The sequence below is a fragment of the Psychrobacillus insolitus genome (assembly GCF_003254155.1).
Lineage (GTDB): Bacteria > Bacillota > Bacilli > Bacillales_A > Planococcaceae > Psychrobacillus > Psychrobacillus insolitus.
In genome coordinates this window covers 636,918-662,962 of the sequence record NZ_QKZI01000001.1, presented here as the reverse complement: position 1 = coordinate 662,962, position 26,045 = coordinate 636,918, and the positions used below count along the sequence as shown (strand labels likewise).

The 26,045-nt window shown below is 34.9% G+C and carries 32 protein-coding genes, 1 riboswitch and 1 other annotated feature; of the genes, 23 read left to right on the top strand and 9 right to left on the bottom strand.

The annotated features are described in order from the left end of the window. Positions 1 to 58: 58 nt before the first annotated feature. The 6 genes from C7437_RS03225 (at position 59) to C7437_RS03200 (ending at position 4,238) form a co-directional block, all read left to right on the top strand. Positions 59 to 1,255, top strand: coding sequence for an AI-2E family transporter (locus C7437_RS03225; protein WP_111438191.1), 1,197 nt, complete (start codon positions 59 to 61; stop codon positions 1,253 to 1,255). Between the two features lie 5 nt (positions 1,256 to 1,260). Next, positions 1,261 to 1,656: a sporulation protein gene (locus C7437_RS03220; protein WP_111438190.1), complete on the top strand. Its 396-nt coding sequence runs from the start codon at positions 1,261 to 1,263 to the stop codon at positions 1,654 to 1,656. Between the two features lie 104 nt (positions 1,657 to 1,760). After that, positions 1,761 to 1,982 carry a hypothetical protein gene (locus tag C7437_RS03215; protein WP_111438189.1) on the top strand — a complete coding sequence of 74 codons (222 nt, stop codon included), beginning with the start codon at positions 1,761 to 1,763 and terminating at the stop codon, positions 1,980 to 1,982. A gap of 160 nt (positions 1,983 to 2,142) precedes the next feature. Next, positions 2,143 to 2,250: riboswitch (SAM riboswitch) on the top strand. A gap of 82 nt (positions 2,251 to 2,332) precedes the next feature. Beyond that, positions 2,333 to 3,241, top strand: coding sequence for a homoserine O-acetyltransferase MetA (gene metA, locus C7437_RS03210; protein ID WP_111438188.1), 909 nt, complete (start codon positions 2,333 to 2,335; stop codon positions 3,239 to 3,241). Positions 3,242 to 3,400: 159 nt separating this feature from the next. Then, positions 3,401 to 3,976, top strand: coding sequence for a DNA-3-methyladenine glycosylase I (locus tag C7437_RS03205; protein ID WP_211309982.1), 576 nt, complete (start codon positions 3,401 to 3,403; stop codon positions 3,974 to 3,976). 49 nt (positions 3,977 to 4,025) lie between these two features. Next, positions 4,026 to 4,238, top strand: a complete 213-nt coding sequence (locus C7437_RS03200; protein WP_111438186.1) for a hypothetical protein — start codon at positions 4,026 to 4,028, stop codon at positions 4,236 to 4,238. A gap of 237 nt (positions 4,239 to 4,475) precedes the next feature. Here the strand turns inward: C7437_RS03200 and C7437_RS16860 are convergent, their stop codons facing one another. From C7437_RS16860 to C7437_RS03190, 3 genes are all read right to left on the bottom strand, one after another. Beyond that, positions 4,476 to 4,652 (bottom strand): hypothetical protein, encoded by a 177-nt coding sequence (locus tag C7437_RS16860; RefSeq protein ID WP_170122283.1) that lies wholly within the window; start codon positions 4,650 to 4,652, stop codon positions 4,476 to 4,478. A gap of 231 nt (positions 4,653 to 4,883) precedes the next feature. Continuing rightward, positions 4,884 to 5,156, bottom strand: a complete 273-nt coding sequence (locus C7437_RS03195; protein WP_111438185.1) for a hypothetical protein — start codon at positions 5,154 to 5,156, stop codon at positions 4,884 to 4,886. Positions 5,157 to 5,283: 127 nt separating this feature from the next. Next, a complete protein-coding gene (locus C7437_RS03190) occupies positions 5,284 to 5,562 on the bottom strand; it encodes a hypothetical protein (protein ID WP_245909197.1) in 279 nt (92 codons plus the stop codon). A 285-nt stretch (positions 5,563 to 5,847) separates the two neighbouring features. Here C7437_RS03190 and C7437_RS03185 point away from each other — a divergent pair, with 285 nt between their 5' ends. The 13 genes from C7437_RS03185 to trpA all read left to right on the top strand — a co-directional run bounded on the left by C7437_RS03185 (position 5,848) and on the right by trpA (position 15,484). Continuing rightward, complete coding sequence (locus tag C7437_RS03185) at positions 5,848 to 6,054, top strand: DUF1657 domain-containing protein (RefSeq protein WP_111438184.1); 207 nt, start codon at positions 5,848 to 5,850, stop codon at positions 6,052 to 6,054. Positions 6,055 to 6,133: 79 nt separating this feature from the next. Beyond that, positions 6,134 to 6,595, top strand: a complete 462-nt coding sequence (locus tag C7437_RS03180) for a YhcN/YlaJ family sporulation lipoprotein (RefSeq protein WP_111438183.1) — start codon at positions 6,134 to 6,136, stop codon at positions 6,593 to 6,595. A gap of 20 nt (positions 6,596 to 6,615) precedes the next feature. Continuing rightward, complete coding sequence (gene spoVAC / locus C7437_RS03175; protein WP_111438182.1) at positions 6,616 to 7,095, top strand: stage V sporulation protein AC; 480 nt, start codon at positions 6,616 to 6,618, stop codon at positions 7,093 to 7,095. Further along, positions 7,095 to 8,108, top strand: a complete 1,014-nt coding sequence (spoVAD, locus tag C7437_RS03170) for a stage V sporulation protein AD (RefSeq protein WP_111438181.1) — start codon at positions 7,095 to 7,097, stop codon at positions 8,106 to 8,108. The genes spoVAC and spoVAD overlap by 1 nt, the downstream gene beginning before the upstream one ends. Positions 8,109 to 8,110: 2 nt before the next feature. Beyond that, on the top strand, positions 8,111 to 8,461 hold the full coding sequence (spoVAE, locus tag C7437_RS03165) for a stage V sporulation protein AE (protein WP_111438180.1): 351 nt from the start codon (positions 8,111 to 8,113) through the stop codon (positions 8,459 to 8,461). 12 nt (positions 8,462 to 8,473) lie between these two features. Next, positions 8,474 to 8,680, top strand: coding sequence for a DUF1657 domain-containing protein (locus C7437_RS03160; protein WP_111438179.1), 207 nt, complete (start codon positions 8,474 to 8,476; stop codon positions 8,678 to 8,680). Positions 8,681 to 8,891: 211 nt separating this feature from the next. Then, positions 8,892 to 9,752: a DUF421 domain-containing protein gene (locus tag C7437_RS03155; protein ID WP_111438178.1), complete on the top strand. Its 861-nt coding sequence runs from the start codon at positions 8,892 to 8,894 to the stop codon at positions 9,750 to 9,752. A 215-nt stretch (positions 9,753 to 9,967) separates the two neighbouring features. Beyond that, positions 9,968 to 10,612, top strand: coding sequence for an alpha/beta hydrolase (locus tag C7437_RS03150; protein WP_111438177.1), 645 nt, complete (start codon positions 9,968 to 9,970; stop codon positions 10,610 to 10,612). 153 nt (positions 10,613 to 10,765) lie between these two features. After that, positions 10,766 to 10,984: a binding site (T-box leader), on the top strand. A gap of 78 nt (positions 10,985 to 11,062) precedes the next feature. Next, positions 11,063 to 12,091 (top strand): anthranilate phosphoribosyltransferase, encoded by a 1,029-nt coding sequence (gene trpD / locus C7437_RS03145; protein ID WP_111438975.1) that lies wholly within the window; start codon positions 11,063 to 11,065, stop codon positions 12,089 to 12,091. Beyond that, positions 12,091 to 12,882: an indole-3-glycerol phosphate synthase TrpC gene (gene trpC / locus C7437_RS03140; protein ID WP_111438176.1), complete on the top strand. Its 792-nt coding sequence runs from the start codon at positions 12,091 to 12,093 to the stop codon at positions 12,880 to 12,882. Before trpD ends, trpC begins: the two co-directional genes overlap by 1 nt. Beyond that, positions 12,879 to 13,481 carry a phosphoribosylanthranilate isomerase gene (locus C7437_RS03135; RefSeq protein ID WP_111438175.1) on the top strand — a complete coding sequence of 201 codons (603 nt, stop codon included), beginning with the start codon at positions 12,879 to 12,881 and terminating at the stop codon, positions 13,479 to 13,481. The genes trpC and C7437_RS03135 overlap by 4 nt, the downstream gene beginning before the upstream one ends. Before the next feature lie 16 nt (positions 13,482 to 13,497). After that, entirely contained in the window at positions 13,498 to 14,703 is a 1,206-nt protein-coding gene (gene trpB, locus C7437_RS03130; RefSeq protein WP_111438174.1) for a tryptophan synthase subunit beta, read from the top strand. Next, positions 14,696 to 15,484, top strand: a complete 789-nt coding sequence (gene trpA / locus C7437_RS03125; RefSeq protein ID WP_111438173.1) for a tryptophan synthase subunit alpha — start codon at positions 14,696 to 14,698, stop codon at positions 15,482 to 15,484. Before trpB ends, trpA begins: the two co-directional genes overlap by 8 nt. Positions 15,485 to 15,544: 60 nt before the next feature. Here the strand turns inward: trpA and C7437_RS03120 are convergent, their stop codons facing one another. Together C7437_RS03120 and C7437_RS03115 are read right to left on the bottom strand one after the other, a co-directional pair. Then, complete coding sequence (locus C7437_RS03120; protein WP_111438172.1) at positions 15,545 to 16,786, bottom strand: MFS transporter; 1,242 nt, start codon at positions 16,784 to 16,786, stop codon at positions 15,545 to 15,547. Positions 16,787 to 16,862: 76 nt separating this feature from the next. Then, complete coding sequence (locus C7437_RS03115; protein WP_111438171.1) at positions 16,863 to 17,489, bottom strand: LysE family transporter; 627 nt, start codon at positions 17,487 to 17,489, stop codon at positions 16,863 to 16,865. A gap of 169 nt (positions 17,490 to 17,658) precedes the next feature. Between C7437_RS03115 and C7437_RS03110 the strand changes: the two genes are divergently transcribed. After that, entirely contained in the window at positions 17,659 to 18,027 is a 369-nt protein-coding gene (locus C7437_RS03110; protein ID WP_111438170.1) for a cytochrome-c oxidase, read from the top strand. Positions 18,028 to 18,154: 127 nt separating this feature from the next. On the opposite strand, the gene C7437_RS03105 is transcribed toward C7437_RS03110, so the two are convergent. After that, positions 18,155 to 19,570 carry a DHA2 family efflux MFS transporter permease subunit gene (locus C7437_RS03105; protein WP_111438169.1) on the bottom strand — a complete coding sequence of 472 codons (1,416 nt, stop codon included), beginning with the start codon at positions 19,568 to 19,570 and terminating at the stop codon, positions 18,155 to 18,157. Between the two features lie 292 nt (positions 19,571 to 19,862). Here C7437_RS03105 and C7437_RS03100 point away from each other — a divergent pair, with 292 nt between their 5' ends. From C7437_RS03100 to C7437_RS03090, 3 genes are all read left to right on the top strand, one after another. Then, complete coding sequence (locus C7437_RS03100; protein ID WP_111438168.1) at positions 19,863 to 20,666, top strand: DUF4097 family beta strand repeat-containing protein; 804 nt, start codon at positions 19,863 to 19,865, stop codon at positions 20,664 to 20,666. Positions 20,667 to 20,810: 144 nt separating this feature from the next. Further along, positions 20,811 to 21,620, top strand: a complete 810-nt coding sequence (locus tag C7437_RS03095) for a YitT family protein (RefSeq protein ID WP_111438167.1) — start codon at positions 20,811 to 20,813, stop codon at positions 21,618 to 21,620. Between the two features lie 135 nt (positions 21,621 to 21,755). Next, positions 21,756 to 21,929, top strand: a complete 174-nt coding sequence (locus C7437_RS03090; RefSeq protein WP_111438166.1) for a transcriptional regulator — start codon at positions 21,756 to 21,758, stop codon at positions 21,927 to 21,929. Between the two features lie 57 nt (positions 21,930 to 21,986). Here the strand turns inward: C7437_RS03090 and C7437_RS03085 are convergent, their stop codons facing one another. From C7437_RS03085 to C7437_RS03075, 3 genes are all read right to left on the bottom strand, one after another. After that, positions 21,987 to 22,406, bottom strand: coding sequence for a universal stress protein (locus tag C7437_RS03085; RefSeq protein WP_111438165.1), 420 nt, complete (start codon positions 22,404 to 22,406; stop codon positions 21,987 to 21,989). A 169-nt stretch (positions 22,407 to 22,575) separates the two neighbouring features. Continuing rightward, positions 22,576 to 24,027: a SulP family inorganic anion transporter gene (locus C7437_RS03080; RefSeq protein WP_425450553.1), complete on the bottom strand. Its 1,452-nt coding sequence runs from the start codon at positions 24,025 to 24,027 to the stop codon at positions 22,576 to 22,578. A gap of 453 nt (positions 24,028 to 24,480) precedes the next feature. Beyond that, positions 24,481 to 25,677: an acyl-CoA dehydrogenase family protein gene (locus tag C7437_RS03075; protein ID WP_111438163.1), complete on the bottom strand. Its 1,197-nt coding sequence runs from the start codon at positions 25,675 to 25,677 to the stop codon at positions 24,481 to 24,483. Positions 25,678 to 26,045: the final 368 nt, after the last annotated feature.

Here is a 26,045-nt window from a genome sequence, read left to right as displayed (position 1 = left end):
GCTAATCTTTTTATTACTCCGTAAAATAAGGTTATTAAGGAAAGGAAGTTTATTTTATATGGAACCTAAAAAACCTTCTTTTTTTTCCACGAGATACATACAATTTTTAGGTGGACGTAACACTGTTTTTACACTAGCACTATTATTATTTATAGGGCTAGTAATAATGATTTATAATGAAATATCGTTTATTTTTGTTCCATTAACTGTCTTTTTAGGTAATGTTATTTTACCAATCATTTTAGCAGTGATCATTTATTATTTACTTAGACCTATTTTAGGTCTTTTAGAAAAGATTAAAATCCCAAGAATTTGGGGTATCTTAATTATCTTTCTATTACTAGTCGGCTTAGTAACATTGCTTGTTTTTCTCGTATTTCCATTTTTAAAGTCACAGTCTATTAGATTGGTTGAAGAAATACCTTTCTATTTTATGCAACTAATTGAATCTTTGGATGGCTTTTTAAGATCATCTGCAATATTCTCTGATTATTATTTACAAATGGAGACAGATATTACTACAGTGTTAAATGATTTACCAACTGAAATAGGACAGTTTTTCCAAAGTACCTTGACAGGAATTGCATCTGGTATTTCTTCTCTCGTTGGTGTATTAACTAGCTTCATATTAGCGATAGTCACAGTTCCTTTCATTGTCTTTTATTTATTAAAAGATGGAGAGAAATTACCTAAATATGTAATGAAATTATTTCCACCTCGCATGCGGGATGACTTACAAGCTGTTTTTACAGGCATAGATAAGCAAATCAGTTCATATATTCAAGGACAGATTTTAGTTTCTATATGTATCGGCTTTATGATTTTCATTGGATTCTCCATTATTGGAATGGACTATGCACTATTATTAGGAGTAATCGCAATGGTAACAAGTGTTGTGCCTTTCTTAGGACCAGTAATCGCAATAACTCCAGCTGCAGTAATCGCGCTAGTAACATCTCCATTTATGTTGATTAAACTAGCTATAGTTTGGACAGTTGTACAATTTGTGGAAGGGAAGTTCATTTCGCCGCAAATTATGGGGAGATCATTGCATGTTCATCCTATTACAATTATCTTTGCGTTAATTACTGCGGGATCATTATTTGGAGTGCCAGGAGTTATTTTAGGTATTCCAGGATATGCAATATTAAAAGTAATTGTTTCACACTTTTATGTATTATTCAAAAAGCGTTATAATAAGTATGAACCAGAAGTAGAAAATCAATATGAGTATACAAATAACAAGGTGGACTGAGAGTTATGACAAAGAAGTTTGAATCTTCAATAGAGGTAGAGACGATTAAGATTGATACAGTGGTTGATCATCCATATATTGAGCATGGTATCAATTTATCTGGAACCATTTATATTAATGGGGTACATGATGACAAATCGATAAACAATATTAAATTAGAAGTTTTCAAAGTAACGGGTGAAGTAACGTCTAAAATGGTTTCCAAACATTCGATTGAATTAGTAGGAGCAGTAGCATCTAAAGATATGCAGATGATCCCATTTGAGATTATGCCGGATGAAAGATGGATTCCGGATGCAGATCAAGAGATGTCAAAATTGATTTTAAGAACGACTGTGCTATTTGAAAATGGTTCAGAATTCACAGATGAAGATGAGATAAACTTCGACATTGATGAATAATTAATTTAAATATACAAAAAACTCTAGTGTGAATTGCACTAGAGTTTTTTGTATATTTTTTTAATAAAAGTCCAAGCTAATAAAAAATAGGGAGAGATTGTATCATGAAAATACTTTCGATACTCATGCTCATAGCAGCATTAACACTTTCAGCTTGCGGTTCTGAAAGGAATTCCAATCAAGAACCAAAAGTTGAAACGCAATTGGATAGCCAACCTGAAAATGTTCCTAACACTGGTAACAATGAGCCTGAAGAAGAAAATGATGTGGGAATTCCAGAAAATGATGAAAATAAATATAACGATGAATTATTTGAAGGTCCATAATTGTTGGTACTTTTCAAAAAACAACAGTAACTAGCTAGCGAACAAATTCAAACTCTAATTGCCAATTATTCTTAGCATTACTTACCTGAAAATTGTTGCAATATTAATTTTATCATGCTAATATTTATTAGATTAGTTAAAATTGTATATAATTAAATAATTCTTATCACGAGAAGCTGAGGGAAATGGCCCTTTGAAGCTTCAGCAACCTCTGACTTTGTCAGAAAGGTGCTAACTCCTACAAGGCATTTGTCTTGAAAGATAAGATTAGAGATTTCTCGATAAACCCTCTTTTCTTATCAAACAGAAAAGTGGGTTTTTGTGTAGAAATATAAAAGGGGATAGACAAAATGCCGATTAACATACCTAAAAAATTACCTGCTACAGGACTACTGGAAAAAGAAAAAATATTCGTCATGGATGAGGAACGTGCATTTGAGCAAGATATTCGTCCTCTTAATATTATTATTTTAAATTTAATGCCGGAGAAAGAAAAAACAGAACTACAATTACTTCGTTTATTAGGAAATACACCACTTCAAGTAAATATTACATTCATGAACACTGCGACACATGAATCAAAAAATGTGAGTAAAACGCATTTAGATACATTTTATAGAACGTTTGAACAAGTAAAACATCGGAAATATGATGGAATGATTATTACAGGTGCACCAATTGAACATCTAGAATTTGAAGATGTGAATTATTGGCAGGAAATGGTACAAATAATGGATTGGTCTAAAACAAATGTTACATCGGTTTTACATATATGTTGGGGTGCACAAGCAGCACTTTATCACCATTATGATATCGGGAAATTTGAGTTACCAAAGAAATGTTCCGGTATATTCAAACACCGATTATCTGATTATACAGTAGACTTAGTTCGTGGATTTAATGATGAATTCAATGCACCGGTTTCCCGCTACACATCAGTTTCAATGGAAGAGATCAAACGCGATCCAAGATTGAATTTACTATCCATTTCCGATGATTCAGGAGTGTTCTTGGTCGTTTCTAATGATGGAAAACACGTGATGATTACTGGGCATTTTGAATATGATGCAATTACACTTGCAGAAGAGTATGATCGAGATATAAGTAAAGGAATAGACATAGATATTCCTGAAAATTACTTTCCAAATGATGATCCAACCGCGCGACCTTTAAATACATGGCGTTCCCATACACATCTTCTGTTTTCAAATTGGTTAAATTATTATGTATACCAACAAACACCATTTGAGTGGGAATGAATTTCAAAAGAGTAGTTATTCCTTATTAGGAAATAGCTACTCTTTTTGTTTATCTCTCAGTAAAGTGAGAGGTTGACTTAATGGAACGTTTGTTCTATTATAATTCATAAGAATAGATGCTCATTTAATAAGTAAGTAAAAAAGGGGATGCTATACATGATAAAAAGATGTACATGGGTAACAACAAAAGAGCCTTTATATATTGAGTATCATGATCAAGAATGGGGAGTACCAGTATATGATGATCGATTACTATTTGAAATGTTATGCTTAGAAGGTGCTCAAGCTGGTCTCAGTTGGTGGACAATTTTGCAAAAAAGAGAAAATTACCGCGAAGCTTTTGATAATTTCGAAGCAGAAAAAATTGTTCATTATACAGATGAACAATTGCAATTATTAAAAGAAAATAAGGGAATTGTTCGAAATAAATTAAAAATCCAAAGCGTCGTAACGAATGCAAAAGCATTCTTAAAAATTCAGCAAGAATATGGTTCGTTTTCTAGTTATATATGGAGTTTTGTAAATAACAAACCTATTATACTCGATTGGGAGACAGTGTCAGAAGTTCCTATTTCAACAGAAATAAGTAATAATATGAGCAAAAGATTGAAAAAAGATGGTTTTAAATTTGTAGGTGGTACAATTTGTTATTCTTATATGCAAGCGGTGGGAATGGTAAATGATCACACGTTAGAATGTTTCTGCAACCCTTCTAATGTAAATACTAAAATGTAGTATAGTATAAGAGTGGATTAGTCCAATTGAAATAAGGAGTGACATGAACTTGACTATATGTAAGAATAAGTATTTTTCCGGTGTTTTATGGATTTTAGCTATTGCTTTATTAGCAGTGTCTTTATTAACGCATGCATATAGTTATTTCAATACTAAAGAAATAAATTTATTTAGTACAGAATGCTACGAGAATGATGGAGAAGTCATATTAGAAATCCACAATAATATTACGGGTGAATATTCTTTTGAATGTAAAAAATAATGGCCTTATTTTTAGGAACTTACGCTAATTAAGTTCTTCATTGCTTATTTAACTGAATTGCAGAGCTATTTAATATTGAGCAATATGAAATATCATTAATCCTCCCAAAGTAATTGGGAGGATTTTTTGACTAATAAATGACCCTGTGTCAGATAGATTCACGTTAATTTAAAAATGTGAATAGTGTGATTTCCATATAATTTTCTGACACAGGGCACAAAAAACACATTAGACCAGTTATTTCTGTTTTCTTTTGTTAGATTTCTTTTTATTAATTTCGTTCGTCACCTTATTTTTAGAAATAGCAACAAATTCTTCCGCAAATTCTTCGTCAGGGTTATTCGTAGGATTTTTATATAGCTCAAAACTATTATGCGTTCTGACATTCATTGTCTTATCATTATTTTTACTCAAAGATATTCACCTCCTAAAGCCTAACTTGCACTTTACAGAGTGTTTTATGCTTACTAATTCAGTGTATCAACTTATTATTTAAAATAACTTTTTCACCTAGCTTTTCTTCTTTCTTCATATCTAAATTTCCCCAATTTAATTCAAGTTGCAACTTTATTGACCTTTTACTTCTATACCGTCTATTGTTCAATTGAATTTTCACTTTATCTCTCAGTTTCTATTTGGATCCCTTTATTTATTTCTATAGGCTATAAAAGCTGTTTTTAATGCGGCATAATTGCCTACTGATGCATAGCCATAAAACCAGCCCATGAAAAGACCTGCCACTAAATTATATCGATGGCTAATGAAGATAGAAATTAATAAGCCTAGTATTAATGCAATTAGTGGTACAAAATTTTTGGGGATTTTAAAATATATTTTTATTAGTTGAGTTAGGATTATTATTACTGGAATAGCTATCAAGATATCCCAAAAGTTTGTATGGATTATTGGGAAATTCATATAGTCACCTCTTATACAGAGTGTCCCAATTAATAAAAGTCTAACCATAAAGTTCCCAATTTTGTTCGTAAAGAAAATAATAATCTCGACAGATGTAAAAAAATGATTTTAACAATAGTTACTTATGCTAAAGATGATAAGTGTTCTGATTACTTACTTGCTTTTTTAGTTTTTCAAATTCACTGGTTAAATAGTCGATCTGTTTTTGCATATTGTTATTATTTCCATTTCCATTTTTTTCTTCTCGTGCTTCTTCTATTGCGAGGACTGCAGCCAACGTGGCAAGGGCATCTCCAAATGTAGTGATTACTCCTGCTATGACAGCAAGTTGAGCACTTTGACTGTCTGTTTGGAGGTTTTGTTTATCTTGATTTCCAGAGTTATGAAACAAATTATTTTTCTTCAAACTGTTAACCTCCAATAATATTCACCATTTTATTATTAATTTATGCAAATCTGTACTTTTTCGTGAAAAATCGACAGTTTTCGCTTGTGTAATTCTACTAATATTGCTGCTCTATAAAACTCCTTTAAGTTTCCATTATTATTACATCAAAAGTCGAACAGTATAAATTTTTTACAAAACGGGTAAAATGTTCAATGATTCATTTAGCCCAATTGACAACCAAAAATTGGTGATGAATACTTTTTTATAAAATTTGAAATTTAATAAAATAAGGAGGTGTATTTCATGACAGTAGTAAACGACATTAAGACTGTTCTAGCAGGATTGAAAACTGCCCAAGCTAGCTTTGAAACATTTGCTTTAAGTACAGATAATCAGCAAGCGAAGGCGCTATATCAAGATGCTGCTATCAAAACTCAAGCCATTGTTGACAGTATTGAACCACGTCTTCAAGAAATTCAACAAGAAGAACCTCAGTACAGACAGGAATAATTAAAAGGAGGCAAAAGGTTGGTTGAATTAACCAACCTTTTATTTCTAATAATAAACGATATAACACAGAGGTGAAATCATGATTTCCAAAATAAAAAATGTGAAAGTTGCTCTCTTAATATTAATAGTAATCGGATTATGCACAGGTTGTAATGGAAATCAGTATCAGGATGCCAATGGGGATTTGAATGTTTCACAGGTGGGTAAGCCAATCAGCCAATCCGTTGCTAATCAAGTAACAGAAAACGTCAGCATGGAAGAGGAAATTTCAGATGTGCTGGCAGTAAATTCAGATAAAGAGCTATTAGTGGCTATAAAAGTCAAACAATTTGATCGTTTTCATTTAAAAAAAATTGAGAAGAACATAAAATCAGATCTTAAAAAACAGTATCCAGATTATTCAATCTTAGTTTCAGCTGATCAAAAAATGTATTTTGAACTTGTTAAATTGGATGAAAAACTTCAAAAGAATACTTTGAAGATGAAGAACTTAGAAAAAGACATAAAAAAGATTAAAAGTCTCATGAAAGAACAATCATAGAGAAAGAGAGGCTTGCTATTATGTCGAATAATAAAAAGAAGCAATTAACGCCAGTGCAACAGGAATACCAAGAACTTCAAAAGAAACACGAAACAAAAAGGCCAATCGTTCGAAATTGCATAAAAGCTTTTTTAGTCGGTGGACTTATCTGTCTAATCGGTCAGCTAATTTCAACATTTTATATTTATTATTTTAATTTTACAGATTCAACAGCAGGTAATCCAACAGTGGGAACTTTAGTTTTTATTGCGATGCTTCTTACGGGATTTGGAGTATATGATAGAATCGCACAATTTGGAGGTGCGGGAACAGCAGTTCCAGTTACTGGATTTGGAAACGCTATTATATCAGCTGCTATCGAACACAGGACAGAAGGATTTGTATTAGGCGTAGGTGGTAATATGTTTAAACTTGCCGGATCAGTGATTTTATTTGGCGTATTTTCCGCATTTGTAATTTCTTTGATCAAAACAATTTTTATACAGTGGGGTGGTTTCTAATGTTAGCAGGCCATCGTACATGGATCTTTGATCAAAAACCTGTGATTATTTCCACTGGAACAGTTGGAGGACCATTTGAAGCAGATGGAGCTATAGCAGATGATTTTGATCTTCTGCATTCCGATTTATGGCTCGCGCAAGATTCATATGAAAAAGCACATAAAATACTTTTTGAAGAAGCTTGTCAAAAAGCACTCGAAAAAGGAGAAATTCAAAAAGAACAAGTTCAATTTCTACTAGCTGGTGATCTGATTAACCAAATTACCCCTACAAGTTTCGCTAGTCGAACTATTGGAGCTCCTTATTTCGGTTTGTTTGGAGCCTGCTCAACATCTATGGAAGGATTGGCTCTAGGTGCCTATATCATAAACACAAATGGGGCTAAATATATATTAACAGGAGCTTCAAGTCATAACACTGCTGTTGAAAAACAGTTTCGCTATCCGACAGAATATGGTGGACAAAAACCGCCTACTGCACAATGGACAGTAACGGGAGCAGGGGCTGCTTTGTTAAGCAATATCGGAGAAGGACCACGTGTAACTTCTGCCACGATAGGCCGCGTCATTGATATGGGGCTGACAGATCCTTTTAATATGGGAGGGGCTATGGCACCTGCTGCGGTTGATACCATTGAAGCGCATTTAAAGGAACGAAACGTGGATCCCTCTTATTATGACTTAATCGTAACTGGTGACCTTGGAAAAATAGGACATGAAGCATCGCTTGAAATATTCAAAAAGCATGGAACTCCTATTACAGAAGAACAATACCAGGATTGTGGACTCATGATTTATCGCGAAGGACAGCCTGTTTTGGCAGGAGCCAGCGGTGCGGGTTGCTCTGCGACAGTGGTATACGGCCATTTATTAAATCGCATGAAAAAAGGTGAATTTAAGAGAATGTTAGTAGTAGCTACAGGTGCTTTACTATCACCGCTAACCTTCCAACAAAAAGAAACAATTCCTTGTATTGCTCATGCGGTATCAATTGAATACGGGGGGGAAGAATAGATATGATCTTTTTTTGGGCTTTTGTTGTTGGTGGCTTGATTTGTGTTATTGGTCAAATTATGTTTGATGTGTTTAAACTAACACCAGCACATACGTTAAGTACCCTTGTAGTGTCTGGTGCTATTTTAGATGGGGTAGGTTTATATGAACCATTAATTGATTTTGCTGGAGCAGGAGCTACCGTACCAATTACAAGCTTTGGTAACTCACTCGTACACGGGGCGATGGCAGAAGCTGAAAAACACGGCTTAGTTGGTGTACTCACTGGGATGTTCGAAGTGACGAGTTCTGGTATTTCATCTGCCATTGTGTTCGGCATGATTGGTGCTTTAATATTTAAACCTAAGGGATGAGGAGGATGACCGATGACTGTAGTGTCGGATGTAAAACAGTGTTTAGCTAGTCTCAAAGGTGTAGAAGCTAGCCTATCCAATTTAGCAGAACGAACACAAGATAATGAATCAAAAAAAACCATACATGAAACGATGATATTAGTAAGCGAAATAGTGACAGATTTGAAAAAAAGGGTTGGAGAATTGGAAAATGAAGAATATCAATATAAAGGTTATTAACTTTTTTCAGCAAAAGTCTCCGACTCAGTATAGTCCACAAACCCCTGCTGAAAAAAGTTAATGCCTCGGGCGGATGTCACAGATTTTAAAAGGAATTTCTCGAGCAAGCTCGAGAAAAATCTGGGCGCACTGTTTTCTGCGGAGCTGAACGAAGAGAAGCGGAAGCAAATATACCAAGGTGAATTTGATATATACAGGAGGTCTTTAAATCATGCCTGAATGGCTAGATGTCGCGGTTCGATCCGTAATGTTTCTTGTTTTTCTTTTTTTCGTTACCAAGGCGCTAGGTAAAAAACAAATAGCTCAACTTTCTTTCTTTGAATATGTAACTGGAATAACCATTGGAAGTATAGCCGCAGAAGGTATTATGGGATTAGATGGAAATATGTATTTAGGATTGTTAGCGATTGTAATTGTTGCCTTGTTACCATTTCTAAGTGGACTTATTTCTTTAAAAAGCAAAAAATTCCGCGATTTTATAGAAGGCAAGGGAACCATATTCATAAAAGACGGAAAAGTTATGGAAGATAATTTGAAGAAGGAAAGATATACAATCGATGAATTGTTAGAATTACTGCGAAATAAGGATGTCTTTCAGGTGTCTGATGTGGAATTTGCAGTTTTAGAGGCAACAGGTGATTTATCTGTCATGCTGAAGAAAGAGAATCAACCTTTAACACCAAAGGATTTAAACATGAAAGTAGCTTCAATTAAGGAGCCTCAGACTGTCATTATGGATGGCAAGATTTTGGATGAGCCACTAGCCACCATTGGGCATAGTCGGGGATGGTTAAAGACAGAAATAGACAAACTAGGGGTTACAATTGAAAACGTATTTATTGGGCAAGTAAATTCTTATGGGGAATTAACGGTTGATGTTTTTGATGATAAGCTACAAGTTCCATCTCCACAGGAAAGGCCTTTAATGCTTTCTACAATGAAAAAATGCCAAGCAGATTTAGAATTATTTGCACTTGCAACAGAAGATAAACTTGCTAAGCAGCTATTTGTAAAAAACAGTAAAAAACTGCAAAAAGCAATTGATCAAGTTACTTATATTTTAAAAAGTTGAGAATATCTGATTATGGCTCATAGTTATTGTACAAATAAGATAGGTAAAGTAGTTGATCCTCCTTACCTATCCTTTGATTTATTAAACCCCTATTATATTTTCCCATACATATGTATGTAATTACTGATAATAAATGGCTAGTGAGTGAAAAGACTAGTATCTGTAGGATTCAAAATGTTAAGATTGGAGAAATTAGTCACGAAAGGAAGTTATCCATGAATTCAACATTTACTTTTGTCCACAGTGCACCCAAAACAACAGACGTAACCAAAAAATACCCAGCAATATTTCTAATACATGGAATGGGAAGCAATGAAAATGATTTGGTTGGACTCGTTTCTAGTTTAAAAGAGACATGTCATATTTTCAGTATTCGCGGACCAATTGCTCAGCCACCTGGTTATGCTTTCTTCACAATTGAAGGCTATGGTAAACCTCATCGTGCAGTTTTTGATCAAGTAATAAAAGATCTTCAAGCATTTATTGAAGCTAATGTAGAAGAGCATTCAATAGACCCGGAACAATTATTTTTACTTGGATTTAGCCAAGGAGCAATATTATCGCAATCCCTAGCACTAATTATGGGGAATAAAATTAAAGGAATCGTTGCACTTAGTGGATATATTCCAGCATTCGTGAAAGAAGAGTATGCAAGACAACCTGTAAATAATTTGAATGCATTTATCTCCCATGGCGAACTTGATCATGTGCTTCCGTATGAATGGGGAGTGGCAAGCAAAGAGTATTTTACAGAACAAGGAGCGAACGTTACATTTAAGAGCTATCCCGTAGCTCACGGGGTAGCTGCTGACAACCACCGAGATTTACTTGCGTTCTTGAACAAAAATTTAGTTGAATAAGAAATCAAGAAACATGTTGAGCAAATAAAAATATAATTTGACAATTTGAAGTATTCCCATTATCATTAAATTAACTTTTATGTTCGGGTATAGGTAGAAGGTGCTGAGAGCAGGACCGCCTTTAGAACAGATGAGCTGAGAATAGTATAGCTGAGAAATTGTTTGAATAAGAATAGTAACATTTGTATGCGATCTAGAGAGTCAGTGGTTGGTGAAAACTGATTCGCATCTGATGTGAATGGACTTATGAGAGCTATCTTGAAAACATTCATTTGTTTTAGAGGTAGACGTATTTCCTACGTTACAGGGATATAAAGTGGGAGTGGAAAAGCTCCAACAAGAGGTGGCAACGCGGTCAATACCGTCCTCTTCAAAGGGATTTATTCGATTCCTTTGGAGGGGACTTTTTTGTACCCAAAAATAGTTGAGATGAGTAGAGGAGAGAATGAGATGAGAGAATTTATTGAAAAAATAAGTAAATTAGAGCACTTAACATATAAAGAAATGGTCGAGGTATCCAAGTTAATATTCAATGAAAAAACCGAATCGCAACAGATTATTGATTTTCTAGTAGCGCTTTCTAAAAAAGGAGAAACTTCTCAAGAAGTTGCGGGACTCGCTACAGTGATGAAGTCATTTGCACTGGATTTGCAAGCACCTGAAGGTAATTACCTGGATAACTGTGGTACAGGTGGAGACGGTTTGAACAGTTTTAATATAAGTACCACATCTGCATTTGTAATGGCTGGTGCTGGCGTTTCTATCGTGAAGCACGGGAATAGAAAAATTACGAGTGCTGCTGGAAGTTCTGATGTGTTAGAAGCTCTCGGAATTCAAACTTCTATTAGTAGAGATGCAACGATGGATTTACTGGAACAAGAAGGACTGACATTCCTATATGCTCCAAACGTACACCCTAAATTAAAACGAATCGGTGAAATAAGACAACAAATAGGAAAGCCAACTATCTTCAATATGGTTGGTCCACTTACAAATCCAGTGTCGTTAAAAACACAATATACAGGGATTAATAGAGCTAACTTTACAATGGAGTATGCAGAAGTATTGCGGATTCTTGGAAGAGAAAGAGCAATTGTTGTGTGTGGTGCAGATGGGATGGATGAAGCTTCACTTGCAGGAAAAAATTCTTTTGTATTACTTGATAAAGGAGATTTAATTCCTTTTACACTTACTGCTGAAGATGTAGGTTTGTCCTATGCTCCAGTTAGTGCAATACGTGGGGGAGATGCGAACGCAAATGCTGCGATTATGCGCTCTCTATTAAAAGGAGAAAGAAATGCTTATTTCGATACGGTGCTTTTCAATGCTGGAGTTGGCTTCTATGCAAATGGAGTGGTAGGCTCTATTCAAGAAGGAATCAAACTGGCAACGGATACTATTTTGTCTGGCAAAGCACTAAAAAAATTAGAAGCAGTAATTGAATTTAGCAAAAAAATCGCTCAGCAGGAGGCAGTATAATGACTACCATTTTAGATAAAATATTACTAGAAAAAAAGAATCAGGTGGAAGAAATGTTGAAAGAGAACCTTCCAGAGAGAAAAAATATTCCAAAACGTCCTTCGTTATTTGAAAAAATGTACCAGTCTGAACATCTACAAATCATTTCAGAGATTAAACGTGCATCCCCGTCTAAAGGGCTAATCGCAGAAGGTGTTGATCCTGTCAAACAAGCAAAAGAATATTACAAAGCTGGAGCAGCATGTATTTCTGTTTTAACAGATACTCCTTTTTTCCAAGGTACCTTTGCAGATTTAGCTGCAGTTGCGGCTGCAGTTCCAATGCCTGTATTATGTAAAGATTTTATGATCCATAAAGTACAATTTGACCATGCAAAAAATGCTGGTGCATCTGTAGTTTTATTAATTGTAGCAGCGTTAAATGAGGTAGATTTACAAGACTTTTATTCCTATGCAACTGATTTAGGACTAGAGGTGTTAGTCGAAGTGCATGATGAAATAGAATTAGCGAGAGCATTAAAATTAGGAGCAAAACTAATAGGTGTAAATAATCGTGACTTGCGTACGTTTAAAGTGGATTTAAATCGTACGGCAGAAATTGCAGCTATTTTCCCATTTGATGAAGAACGTGTATTAATTAGTGAAAGTGGTATTTGGGAAACGGAAGATGCCGAGACTGTAGCGGAGTACGGAGCGAGTGGAGTATTAGTAGGTGAATCACTAATGCGAAGCGGTGATGTAGAAAGTGCTATTCGGTCTTTACAAGTAAAACGTGGTGGCATATCTAAATGACAAAAGTAAAGATTTGTGGTTTAAAAGAAAAAGAGCATGTCAAAGCAGCGGTAGAAGCAGGAGCAGATGCAATTGGCTTTGTTTTTGCAGCAAGTAAGCGAGAAGTTTCAATCGAGCAAGCACGGGAACTTGCAAAAGAAGTTCCACCTGGAGTTTTGAAAATTGGTGTGTTTGTAAATCCAACCATGCAAGAGATTGAAACTGCTGTTCGAGAAGTACCATTAGATTTCGTTCAGTACCATGGCAATGAAACACCCGAATTTATCCAATCAAATAGTTTTCCTTCTATTAAAGCACTATCTGTTCGTAGCGAAGAGGATATAGATGTAGCGAAACAGTTTAACACGGATTTCTATTTATTTGATGCACCAGGAACGGATTATCAAGGCGGTAGTGGCTTGACCTTCAATTGGCAGTTAATGCAAGGGCATAGTATACCACAAGAGAAAATTATATTAGCAGGTGGACTAAATCCCACAAATGTCGAAGATGCGATAAAGCGAGTGAACCCATATATGGTGGATGTGTCTAGTGGAGTTGAAGTTGAAGGCAGAAAAGATAGTGAATTGATTCGTGCGTTTATTCGCGCTGTTAAATAAGAGGAGAGATAAAGTAATGATAAAAGCAGATGAGCATGTAAAAGCTGGAAGATACGGCCGATTTGGTGGACAATATGTTCCAGAAACATTAATGACAGCACTAAACGAATTAGAACAAGCATATGAAACGGCAATTGCGGACCAAACATTTGTAGATGAAGTAAATTATTATTTAAAAGATTATGTTGGTCGTGAAACGCCTTTATATTTTGCAGAACGTCTGACAAAACATATTGGTGGGGCAAAAATTTACTTGAAACGTGAAGATCTAAACCACACAGGTGCACATAAAATCAATAATACGATTGGTCAAGCATTACTTGCCAAGCGTATGGGCAAAAAGAAAATCGTCGCAGAAACTGGAGCGGGTCAACATGGTGTGGCTACAGCAACTGTTTGTGCATTATTCGATTTAGAATGTATTGTTTTTATGGGAAAAGAAGATGTTCGTAGACAAGAGTTGAATGTATTCCGTATGGAACTACTTGGTGCAACAGTTATTTCAGTTGATCAAGGTGCCGGCACGTTAAAAGATGCTGTGAATGAAGCACTTCGATATTGGGTATCAAATGTAGAAGACACACATTATATTTTAGGGTCTGCGCTTGGACCACATCCTTTCCCTATGATTGTTCGTGATTTTCAAAGAGTAATAGGGTTGGAAACGCGTGAGCAGATTCTTGAAAAAGAAGGTAGATTACCAGATGCGATCGTTGCATGCGTTGGTGGGGGTAGTAATGCAATCGGTATGTTCCATCCTTTCATAGAAGATGAACAAGTTGCCTTATACGGTGTGGAAGCTGCTGGGAGTGGAATATCAACTGGACTTCATGCTGCGGCAACTGCCGAAGCGAAAGAAGGTGTATTACACGGGGCATACATGTATTTATTGCAAGATGAAAATGGTTTTATCCAAGAAGCACATTCTATTTCCGCTGGCCTAGATTATCCAGGTGTTGGACCAGAGCATAGTTATTTACATGATATCGGCCGTGTGAAATATACATCTGTTACAGATTCAGAGGCACTGGAAGGATTACAACTTCTTTCCAGAAAAGAAGGAATTATTCCTGCGTTGGAAAGTTCACATGCCATTTATTATGCAGCAGGTTTAGCAAAAGAAATGGCCCCAGAAGAAATTTTAGTAATCTGCCTATCTGGTCGTGGCGATAAAGATGTTCAAACAGTACGTGATGAGCTAGGAGTGAAAAGAAATGACTAAGATAAAACTAACTGCAGCGATAGAAAAAGTGAAAGCAAATGGAGAGAAAGCATTTGTTCCATATATTATGGCTGGTGACGGCGGCTTGGAAACTCTATCTACAAATATACTTTTCCTACAAGAAGCAGGTGCCACTGCAATTGAAGTTGGAATACCATTTTCAGATCCAGTAGCAGATGGTCCGACGATTCAGCTTTCAGGCCAACGTGCACTTGCAAAAGGTGTAAATTTACGTTTAATCATAAAAGAACTTGAAACTTTCCATAAAGAAGTACATGTCCCACTTGTTCTTATGACCTATTACAATCCATTGTTAAGTTATGGGTTGGAAAAATTTGCAGAAGATTGTGAGCGTATTGGTATTAGTGGACTAATCGTACCTGACTTACCAGTGGAAGAAATGGATGATCTTCAAAAAGCACTTATGCAAACAGATGTAGCAATTGTGCCACTTGTATCTTTAACGAGTCCCTCTGAGCGAATTGCTAAAATTGTATCAGCTGGTGAAGGGTTCATATACGCAGTGACTGTAAATGGTACAACGGGAGTCCGAAATGGATTTAATGATCAGTTAGAGCAGCATTTAGCAGAGCTGAAAGAACTAAGTCCGCTGCCTGTACTTGCAGGGTTTGGTATATCTACTCCAGAACAAGTGAAGTCCATTGGGGCACTAGCTGATGGAGTTATTGTAGGTAGTGCGATTGTGAAAGCATTCAATGATCAAGATTTGGATAAGATACGCGAGTTGATACAAGCATCAAAAAATAAAGTAGTAAATTAAACTTCTTAAAAATTAATAAAAAAGGATCGATAGGCAAAAAATGCATATCGATCCTTTTGCTTATGTGGAACTCTTTTTGTTTTCAATTTTCTCTATGTTAATGAATTTTATAACTAAAAACAACAAAATTAATCCAAGGATACCTCCAATTATATAACTTAAGTTGAGGTAGTTTTTCATCACAAGAGCCATAATTGGTGGTCCAGCTGCAACACCGATAAATCGTGCAGAGCTGTAAAAAGAGGAGACCGTACCTCTTTCTTCCTTACGAATATTTTCTGTAATAATTGCGTCCAATACAGGAAGTAATGCACCAATTGCGATACCTACAATACTAGTTACGACTAATAGTAAAATTAGCCTCTCTTTTGTAAAGCCAACAAAAACGACACTGATGGAAGTAGTGATCAAGCACAGAATCATCATTCTTTTAATTGTCTTTAAATTCCCTTTAATATTTCTACCAGTAATAAACGAAGATATACAAAGCGATAAAAGCGGAATGGCTAGGACAAATCCTTTTTTAATTCCCTTAATATCATGTATTGTCTCCAAACTTTCCGATAAAAAGAATAGCATGGCAAATAAAATAAGCATGACAAAAATCCCGTTAAGAAATACGGTAAATAGCCATTTCCCTTCTGATTTAAACGTTTTCTTGACGTTTTGTATGAATATTTTCAACTTTACTGGCTCATCTGTTTCTTTTGGAGCTTTAACAAAAAAGAAGATAAGGAAAATAGAGATTAAGCTGAAAAAGGAAATGGAGAAGAATGGTAAAAACCACAAAAGTGCTGCAAATATAGAGCCAAGAATGGGACTTAATACTTTTCCGAATGTATTTGATGTTTCAATAATTCCTAAACAAGAGCTAGTTTTCTCGTCATCATCTTTATACAAATCGCCCACTAGTGGTAAAACAATTGGCATAGCCCCAGCTGCTCCAACTCCTTGTAAGACTCTTCCAATAATAATCCATGTAAATGGGTCATCCAATTTCCAAGACGCAAATCCAGCTATAAGCCCACCAATTAATGCAAGGATTAAACATGGTAGGATGACTTTCTTCCTCCCAATACGATCCGATAAATAACCGGCAATTGGAATAAGTAAGATCGCGGCAACTGAATAGCTAGTAATAATCATGCTCGTTTGAAAAGAAGAAATTCCAACTTTTTTTTCCAATATGGGAAGTACCGGAATAAGCATAGAATTACCAAGTGTCATAACTAATGGTATGGAGGCCAAACTAATAATACACCATGAACTTACCTTGCCTTCTTGTTTATCTGTATTTTCCATCATCACACCTCAACTACTTTTTGTTGTTAACGGTATGATGTCCTTGGTTGTACTTAATATGCTCGTAACATAATAGTTAAAAAATGGAGTGATAGGCTTGTATCCCAAAATATATGCCAAATCCAATCATAGACAGTGAAGAAATAAGGGAAATTAATTTCAAAAATCGAATAGATAATAACTTTCTAGATCCACTGGATACAATGGACATTATAAAATCAACTAATGCAACTCCAAGTAAAATGGTCAAACTGCAAATAATTATTTGAAATTCAGATAATTTCCCTGCTCCGCCAACAAGAATAGATCCATATATCCCTAACCAAAAAAGAATTGTTAATGGGTTGAGTAATGCCATCAAAAAACCGGATAACATGGAATGTCTCAGTCTAATTACTCTTCGAAATTTTGAGTCAGTAGAAATAGAATGAAGAGTTAGTAAATTTTCTATTCCGGTATACATAAGGACAAAAAAACCAAATGACCAAAGAAATGTTTTCATATAAGGAGAATCAATGAATTGCGCAACTCCAAAATAGACCATAAGCATATAAAGAACATCTGTTACTATTGCACCTATTCCGAAAAACCAAGCGTGATAAAACCCATTTTTTACACCTGTATTTAATAATGTTGCTTTAACTGGGCCAATGGGCGCTGCTAAGGATACACCTAAAAAGAAATATGTAAATAGAGAATTCATAATGTAGCCCTCCGTTAAACTGATCTATTAGTATCATATTCAGCGAGAGGGAAGTGTACGACTACTAAGCGGATTTTTAAATTTTTGTTATTTTTAGAATACTATAAAGTGTCTATTAATAGAATATACAATGACTAATAATTCATTTTTAAGGAAGGAGGAAGTAAGAATGGGTGTCAAATTAATTAAAATTTCGGTGATCTATTTTACGATTGGTGTACTGTTAGGTTTATATATGTCTATGGAACATAATTACGAGCTAAAAGGAGTACATGTACACATTAATTTGATAGGTTGGGCTTCATTTGCATTAGCGGGGTTTGTATATCACTTATTTCCAATCACAACTAAAAACTTATATGCAAAGTTACATTTTTGGAGTGGGAATATTGGACTTCCATTAATGATGATTGCACTTACTGCCCTTATTTTAAGCGGCAATGAACAAGCAACCATTTTTGTAGCAATTGGCGGAGTGCTAGTAGTGTTTAGTACCATTATGTTCGCTCTCAACGTTTTGCTAAATATTCGTTCCTAGTCTTAAAATAGTAGAGGTATTAAAAAATAGGCTATTTGTTGATATTATCTTTGATTGAGTGACGTAGGTTTGTATCAATATTAATAAAAAAGTAGCAGCCGAATTTATATTCTTCGGCTGCTACTTTTTATGCTCGTGCTGATCTGATAAACAAGGACATTATAAATCCAATAATTGCTAGTATCAAACCAAAAATGAAGGCATCTTGAACGCCTGCTGTTAATGCAGCGCGATCTGTTGCATTTGATACCGTTTCTAAATAAGTAGACTGAGAAGCAGACATGATGGTTATGGCAATGGCGGTACCAATTGCACCAGATACTTGTTGTAATGTATTCATTATAGCGGTTCCATCTGGATACAAGTGTCTCGGTAACTGATTAAGCCCATTAGTTTGAGCCGGCATCATTACCAAAGAAACACCAATCATAAGAAATGTATGCATAATGACTACCATAATAATTGATGTTTCTGTTGTGACGTTGGACAGAAGCCATAACATAATAATCATTATGATGAATCCAGGTGTAACAAGCCCTCTTGGTCCATATTTGTCGAAAATACGCCCAGTAATTGGAGACATAAAACCATTTAATATTCCACCAGGTAGTAACACAAGTCCAGCAGTAACAGCTGTTAAGGCCAATCCAGTTTGTAAGTATAATGGTAATAGAATCATAGATGACAAAATGACCATAAAGGTAATAAATACGCTTAATAAGCCTAAAGTAAACATAGGATATTTAAAGACACTTAAGTTAATCATTGGTTGTTCCATTTTAAGCTGTCTTAGAGTGAATAAGACGAGTGCTATAATTCCGATAACAATTGTTGAAATAACGATGGTACTACCCCAACCATTTTCTCCCGCACTACTAAAACCATACACAATTCCACCAAAACCAATCGTCGAAAAAATAATTGAGAAGATATCAATTTTTGGTTTGGTAATAGTAGATACATTTTGCATATATGCGATCCCGAAGAATAACGCAAAGAAAAGAAAAGGTAAACAGATCCAGAAGATCCAGTGCCAGCTTAAATTCTCAATAACAATTCCTGAAATAGTAGGACCGATAGCTGGTGCAAACATGATGACTAATCCCATTAGGCCCATTGTGGCTCCTCTTTTATGAATCGGGAAAATCAATAAAATTGTATTAAACATTAAAGGTAACAATAAGGCTGTTCCAATTGCCTGAACCACACGTGAAGCTAATAATATACCGAAAGTTGGTGCAAGTGCTGCTATTAGTGTTCCAACGATAGAAAATATTAATGAAGCAATAAATAATTGGCGAGTAGTAAACCACTGCATTAAGAGACCCGATACAGGTACTAATATCCCCAAAGTTAATAGATAACCCGTTGTCAGCCATTGAACATCGGAAGGAGTAATACTAAATACTTGTATTAAATCTCCGAGTGCCATATTTAAAGCTGTCTCACTAAATAGTCCAATAAACCCTGCAATTAAAAAAGAAATTAGGATAGGGGTCGTTTTAAAGACTTGATTGTGTTGCTCTGCTGGAATTGATGACATGTAAAGTTTCCTCCAATAAATTACTTAATCGACCATATTTTAATAAATTTTGCGAATGATTTGTTCTTTCCTTCCACTTTTTGTAGATATTTATAATATCACATCTTCTAAATTATACCAACTGATATATTACTATAAAAGGAGAATTGTATTTGATTTGTCAAACTCAAGTTGTGGGAAAGTGGGATTATACGACCTAAGGCTTAGTTGAATTCACTTCTCCAGACCTTATGGAAGGTTTTAATAGAAATTTATAATGATAGGTACCAAGAAAGAAGGAGGGCAAAAGTAAATGGATTATAAAAAAATTGCAGTCATATGTATATTTGTATTAGTAGCTGGAGCAGCAATTAGTATTGTCTTGGATATGAGAGACAGATTGGTAAATAAATCAGATGAGATAGTAATTGAGGATAATTCTTACCAAAATATTGATATTTTATCTGATAATGCTTCTGTTGAGATTTTACCTATTAAAAGCCAAGAAACAAAAGTAGAGATCAAAGGGAAAATGAAGAAAAAGTCAAATTACAACTTTCATGTAAATGTCGTAGGGGATACACTTCAAGTTGAGTTTACAGAGAAGAGATGGAACTTTATACAAATTGGTTTTCTGTCGAAGGATATAAAACTGACTGTACATGTGCCTAAGAAAGAATATAGTCAACTGAAGGCAGAGCTTGATAATGGTCGAATAATAGCTACTAACTTACAAGTGAAAGATGTCGATGTAGAAACGGATAACGGGTCAATTGAACTGAAAAATATCGATGCAAAAACCGTTCAAGCTTCATCTGATAACGGTCAAATTATCTTAAAAAATGTAGAAGGTACATTGCAAGGAGAAACTGACAATGGGCGTATTAAAGTAACTACAAAAAAAATGGAAAAATCGATTGATTTGAAAACGGATAATGGTCTTATTGAAATACAGACAGAAAAAGAACCAACAAATGCTACGATTGAAGCAAATGTCAATTTAGGTAAGGTAGATATTTTTGGTGAAAATAAGTCACAAACAGTTTTCGGAGACGGAGATATCTTGATTAAGTTAAAAACGGATAACGGGAAAATTTTGGTAGAAAAATCTAAATAGTGTTATTAATTCAGAACTAGTTGACACCTATTTGTATCTTTGTTAAATTAACTTCATTCAATATAATTTAAAAAGATACGAGTGCGATTACTCGTCGGGATTATAGGGCGAGGTTTTTCACGTGTACGGGAGGTCTATTCTTTTTTGAAAAATTTACTCGTTGTCTTTAGTTCTTTAATTATTGCATTTGCTTTTAACTTTTTCCTCGTTCCACACGAAATTTTGAGCAGCGGGATTAGTGGGATTGCCATTTTACTTGGCATATTAACACCATTTGATACAGGTATATTAAATTTAGTTTTAAATATTCCATTGTTAGTATTAGGTTATTATAAACTTGGGAAAAAAATAACGGTTAATACACTTATTTGTGTAATTTCATTATCCTTTTTCTTATTTATACTACCATCAGAGCCTGTGACTGAGAATGTTTTACTTTCATGTATATTTGGTGGAATTATTGGTGGCATTGGAATTGGGCTAATCTTAAAGTATTCAGGAACATCTGGTGGGATGGATATTATAGCTATCATTATTTCTCGAACGAGTAGTATTAGTGTAGGCCTTCTTTTAACTGGTATGAATACTGTCATTGTTTTAATATCAGGAGCAGTCTTTAATTGGGAAATAGCGCTATATACACTATTGTCTATTTATTTAACTGGAAAAGTGATAGATACGATTTATACAAACCATGAAAAATTAACGATGCAAATTGTTACTACTGAAGGAGAAAAAATCCGCAGTGAACTGCTTAGTACGATTTACCGCGGCGTGACTATAACAGAAGGTTATGGCGGCTTTACATTAGAGAAAAAGTATATTTTAATGATGGTCGTTACGCGATATGAAACAATGATAATTAAGAACATTGTTCGTAAGCATGATACAGCAGCTTTTATCAATATTATGGAAACGGTAGAAGTAGACGGTAACTTTGCTCGGAATATCTAAACATTTAATAAACTATTGCCTGAACCTCATAGGCGATAGTTTTTTATTTTACATAAATGATTGACAGATACTCTCTGCTGTTATATATTATATTAATAATAAATAATTGTTATATAACAGAGAGGAAGAGACAATATGAAAATGTATCAAGAAGGTTATGAACGATATAGACAAGCGTGTGAAGAATACGGGATGGAATCGATGAATATTCATTTATTTGTAAGACAATTATCAAGAGATCAATTAAATTCGTATAATCAAATTGCGAAAAATATGAATGGGAGTGAAGATTACGATAATTTACAATAAAAGTATATAATAAAACCCTGCCACTTCAACTGAAATGGTCAGGGTTTTATTAATTCCTTATTTTACGATTAGTACTGGACAGTTGACTCTTTTTACAATTTTATGACTGACGCTTCCTAATACCATTTCTTGTAAAGAATTTAATCCTCTTGAGCCAATGATTACTAAGTCATAGCCATTTGCATTTACATACGTAATAATTGTCGGACCCGGTTCCCCACGTAAAATACTCACCTTGTATGTGATATTTTTTGATGAAAATAATTCTTCCACTGGAGTTAGTTTTTTACGACGCGAAAATTCAAGTTCTTCTTTTCCTTGAGCGTGAAGGATATCATTTTTAGATTTTGAGTAATCTACTACATAAACAATCTCAATCTGACATTGATGATTCAACGATGCAATTTTCACCGCTTCATTTGCGGCTCTTAGCGAGTTTTCTGAGCCATCAACAGCTAATAATAACTTTTCATACATATTTAAGAACACCTCCAGGACTAATTCCTTCATATTATGTTTGAATGCTGAAAAAGTGAAACTTCAATCAGTGGGGATTTTCTCCATCCCCACTGATTGTTAGTTGAACCATTTGGGCGTTTATGGGCAGTTGATCTCCCACTTACGCATTGGTGCTTTGGCCAAGCGTTTAAGTGGAAGTCTTACTGCCCGTTAATGCGGGATAAATAGTTAGTTTTTCAACTAGTTTCTTACTAGTTGAATCCAATCCTTCTATCATGACGCTATTGTTATTTTCACGGTACTTCATAATGACTTTGTCAATCGCACCAACGGCAGAATCATCCCAAATATGTGACTCGGAGAAGTTGATGACAATATTTTTTTCTATGACAGTAAAGTCAAATGCATCAATGAAATCCTCTACAGAGGCAAAAAATAGTTGCCCTTCTATGTCAAAGTGTATGTTGCTATTTATGACTTTTTCCGTTATGTTGATTTTCGCAATTTTAGCAACAAAAAAAATGGTGCTAAGTATAACCCCGGCAATCACACCTTTGGATAAGTCATGAGTAGCAACAACAATAATGACCGTCGCTAGCATGACGAATGCATCAGTTCGAGGAGCTTTTCTTAAATATGTAAAAGAAGACCAATCAAATGTCCCAATACAAACCATAATCATAATACCTACTAAAACTGGCATTGGAATTTGTACAACTAAATTACCAAAAATAATAATTAATAAGATTAAAAATAATCCTGCGACAAAAGTAGAGAGTCTTCCACGTCCACCTGATTTTACATTGATCACAGATTGGCCAATCATTGCACAACCAGCCATACCACCGAAGAATCCAGTAATAATATTTGCCATACCTTGTCCTTTAGACTCTTTGTTTTTATTGCTATCTGTTCCAGTCATATCATCTACAATAGATGCAGTCAGTAAGGATTCCATTAAACCAACGATAGCTAATGCAATGGAATAAGGGAAAATAATAGCAAGCATTTCTAAGTTAAAAGGTACGTTCGGTATAAAGAAATCGGGTAATGAACGAGTAATACCACCTAAATCTCCGACAACTTTCATATCAATTCCAGCGTATAGCGTAACTGCTGTTAAAGCAATAATAGCAATTAGTGGAGCGGGTATTGTTTTTACAAAACGAGGGAGCATATACACAATAACTAAGGTAATTAATACAAACAAATATGTAACCATGGATTCACCTAGAATATGTGGCACTTGAGCCATGAATACTAAGATTGCCAACGAGTTAACAAAACCAATCATGACTGCACGGGGAATAAATTTCATCAGTTTAGCAATTTTAAATACACCAAACAATATTTGAATAATCCCTGTCAAAATAGTTGCTGCAAGCAAATAATCTAGTCCGTGCTCTTTTACGAGCGGAACCATTAATAGCGCCATTGCCCCTGTTGCTGCTGAAATCATTCCTGGTCTTCCACCTACAAAAGAAATGGTTACTGCAATGATGAAGGAAGCATATAAACCTACCATAGGATCCACTCCTGCAATGATGGAGAATGCAATAGCCTCAGGTATAAGGGCTAAAGCCACAACTGCACCTGCAAGGATATCTGCTCTCACATTAGAGAACCATTCTTTTTTCATTCTTTCTAACACTTCTTGGTACACCTCATTTAGTTTTATTCTATTAATCGATAACAATTTCTTAAGTTTATCATTTTTAATGATTTGAGCAATACAAAATTATAAAAGGGTTATCTTCAAAATTTTGAAGGACTTATTAAGTAAGGGCAACGGCTTAATACAGAACTAATTGGTTGTGGAAGGTACTTTGGAATCGATTTTCGCAAGGTTTTATACATAAAGTTGGATTAGTGGATTAGGCGAAGATTACAGATGATTTAATTGAGGAGTTGGTGCAAAGTAAAAAAGATCTATAAGGAGTTTAGAAGAAAAAACTGACAAGGTAAACTCCTCCATCTTAGAATGACAAAATGGAGGAGCCGTATATGATGACCCGCACGGACGGATCTGTGAGAAGAGCATGAAATAATTTTCATGCGCCTACTCTATTCAATTAATTAATATGATGTTTCCTTAGTAGCGGACAGCATTAGATTCTAATCCAGCTAGTACACGGCCATAGTTTTCTTTTGTAATGATAGGTGATAGGGAACGATGTGAGTGTAAAGTTGAAAAGTCTCTATAGATACGTTGAAGGGGATGCCCATCGTATACATATCCAGATCCACTTGCTTCTAAGATTAAATCGAGCGCCTCTTTTAACACTTCATTTGCATATCCAATATCAGCTAATGTCTTAACACGTTCATGTCGATCCATATATTTTTTTTCGCTTGCCCAGCGGTCTAATTCATCGGCTACTCGATAAAAATGCATTTGAGCCGTATCAATTTTTAATGAGGCTGATGCCAAAGTTGCATGTGTACTTGCTGCATCTTTGATAAAATCAACACCCATGTGTACAGCACGACGATTTGGCAAAGTTTCTCTAAAAAATTCTAACGCATATTTGACAAGACCTAAAGCTGGAAGTCCCAATGATAGGATTAGTGATGGAAATAAAGCTGTATGATATAGTGGAATATCACGTAAATGTGTAGATTCAAAGTTTCCATCTAGTGCTTCAACGAAAGAAGTACAGCGATGGTCAGGAATAAAGGTATTATGCATTTTCACACTGTTACTACCAGTTCCTTTTAATCCTAATACATGCCAGTCATCCATTATTTCTAACTCATCAAAAGGTAAAGTCATTAATATTTGATCAACAAGATTTCCTTCATCATCGATGATAGGCATACCGAAGTAACCCCATGTTGCATGTAAAGAACCTGAGCAAAACATCCAAAAACCTTCTTCTATCAAATATCCACCATCCACTTTTTTCGCAATACATTGACGTGGCTCATACACTCCTGCAAATAGTACGCTATCTTCTTTTCCATCAAAAATTTCTTTATGCGTTTTTTCTGAAAATGATTGCGCTACCATAAGTTCGCGAATGGCGCATAAGGCAACGATCCAACCACTTGAACCACAGCCTCTGGAAATCTCTACAATTACTTCGCTATAAGTACGCATGCTTACTTCTTGACCGCCATATCGTTTTGGTCGAAGCATTTTAAACAATCCAGCGTCTTTAAATTCTTGCATAGAAGCTTCTGGAATTTGTCTTATCTTTTCCGTCTCATTTGCTCTTTCTCTTAAACCACTTACAAGACTTCTAGCTTTTTCTACTATATCTACTTCTTTTTGTAAGACCTTATTCATATTAAAACTCCTCCACTCTTTTTTTAACTAATTTAAATTTATCTAATTATTTGAAATATTGTAACGATAAAAAGCATTTGAAAACTTGTATGAATTTAAATAATAATTACTAGTTTTTAATTTGAGACTTATAAAGGTGACGCGTGTGCCACCTATCTAATAGAAGGGGGCTAGTTTGTCTAAACAATGGAAGTAGAAGGATAAGTGAGGAAATCAGATACGTGAAAGTGACAGTAAATTCCCTTAACATGAAAGATATAACGAGATAGGATATGTAAGTCAATTATTGAAATGTGTATATTTTTATTGGATTTTCTAAAGAGATTTCAAGGGTTTTTTATCTAGTAAAATTTTTTGAAATTTCTTAC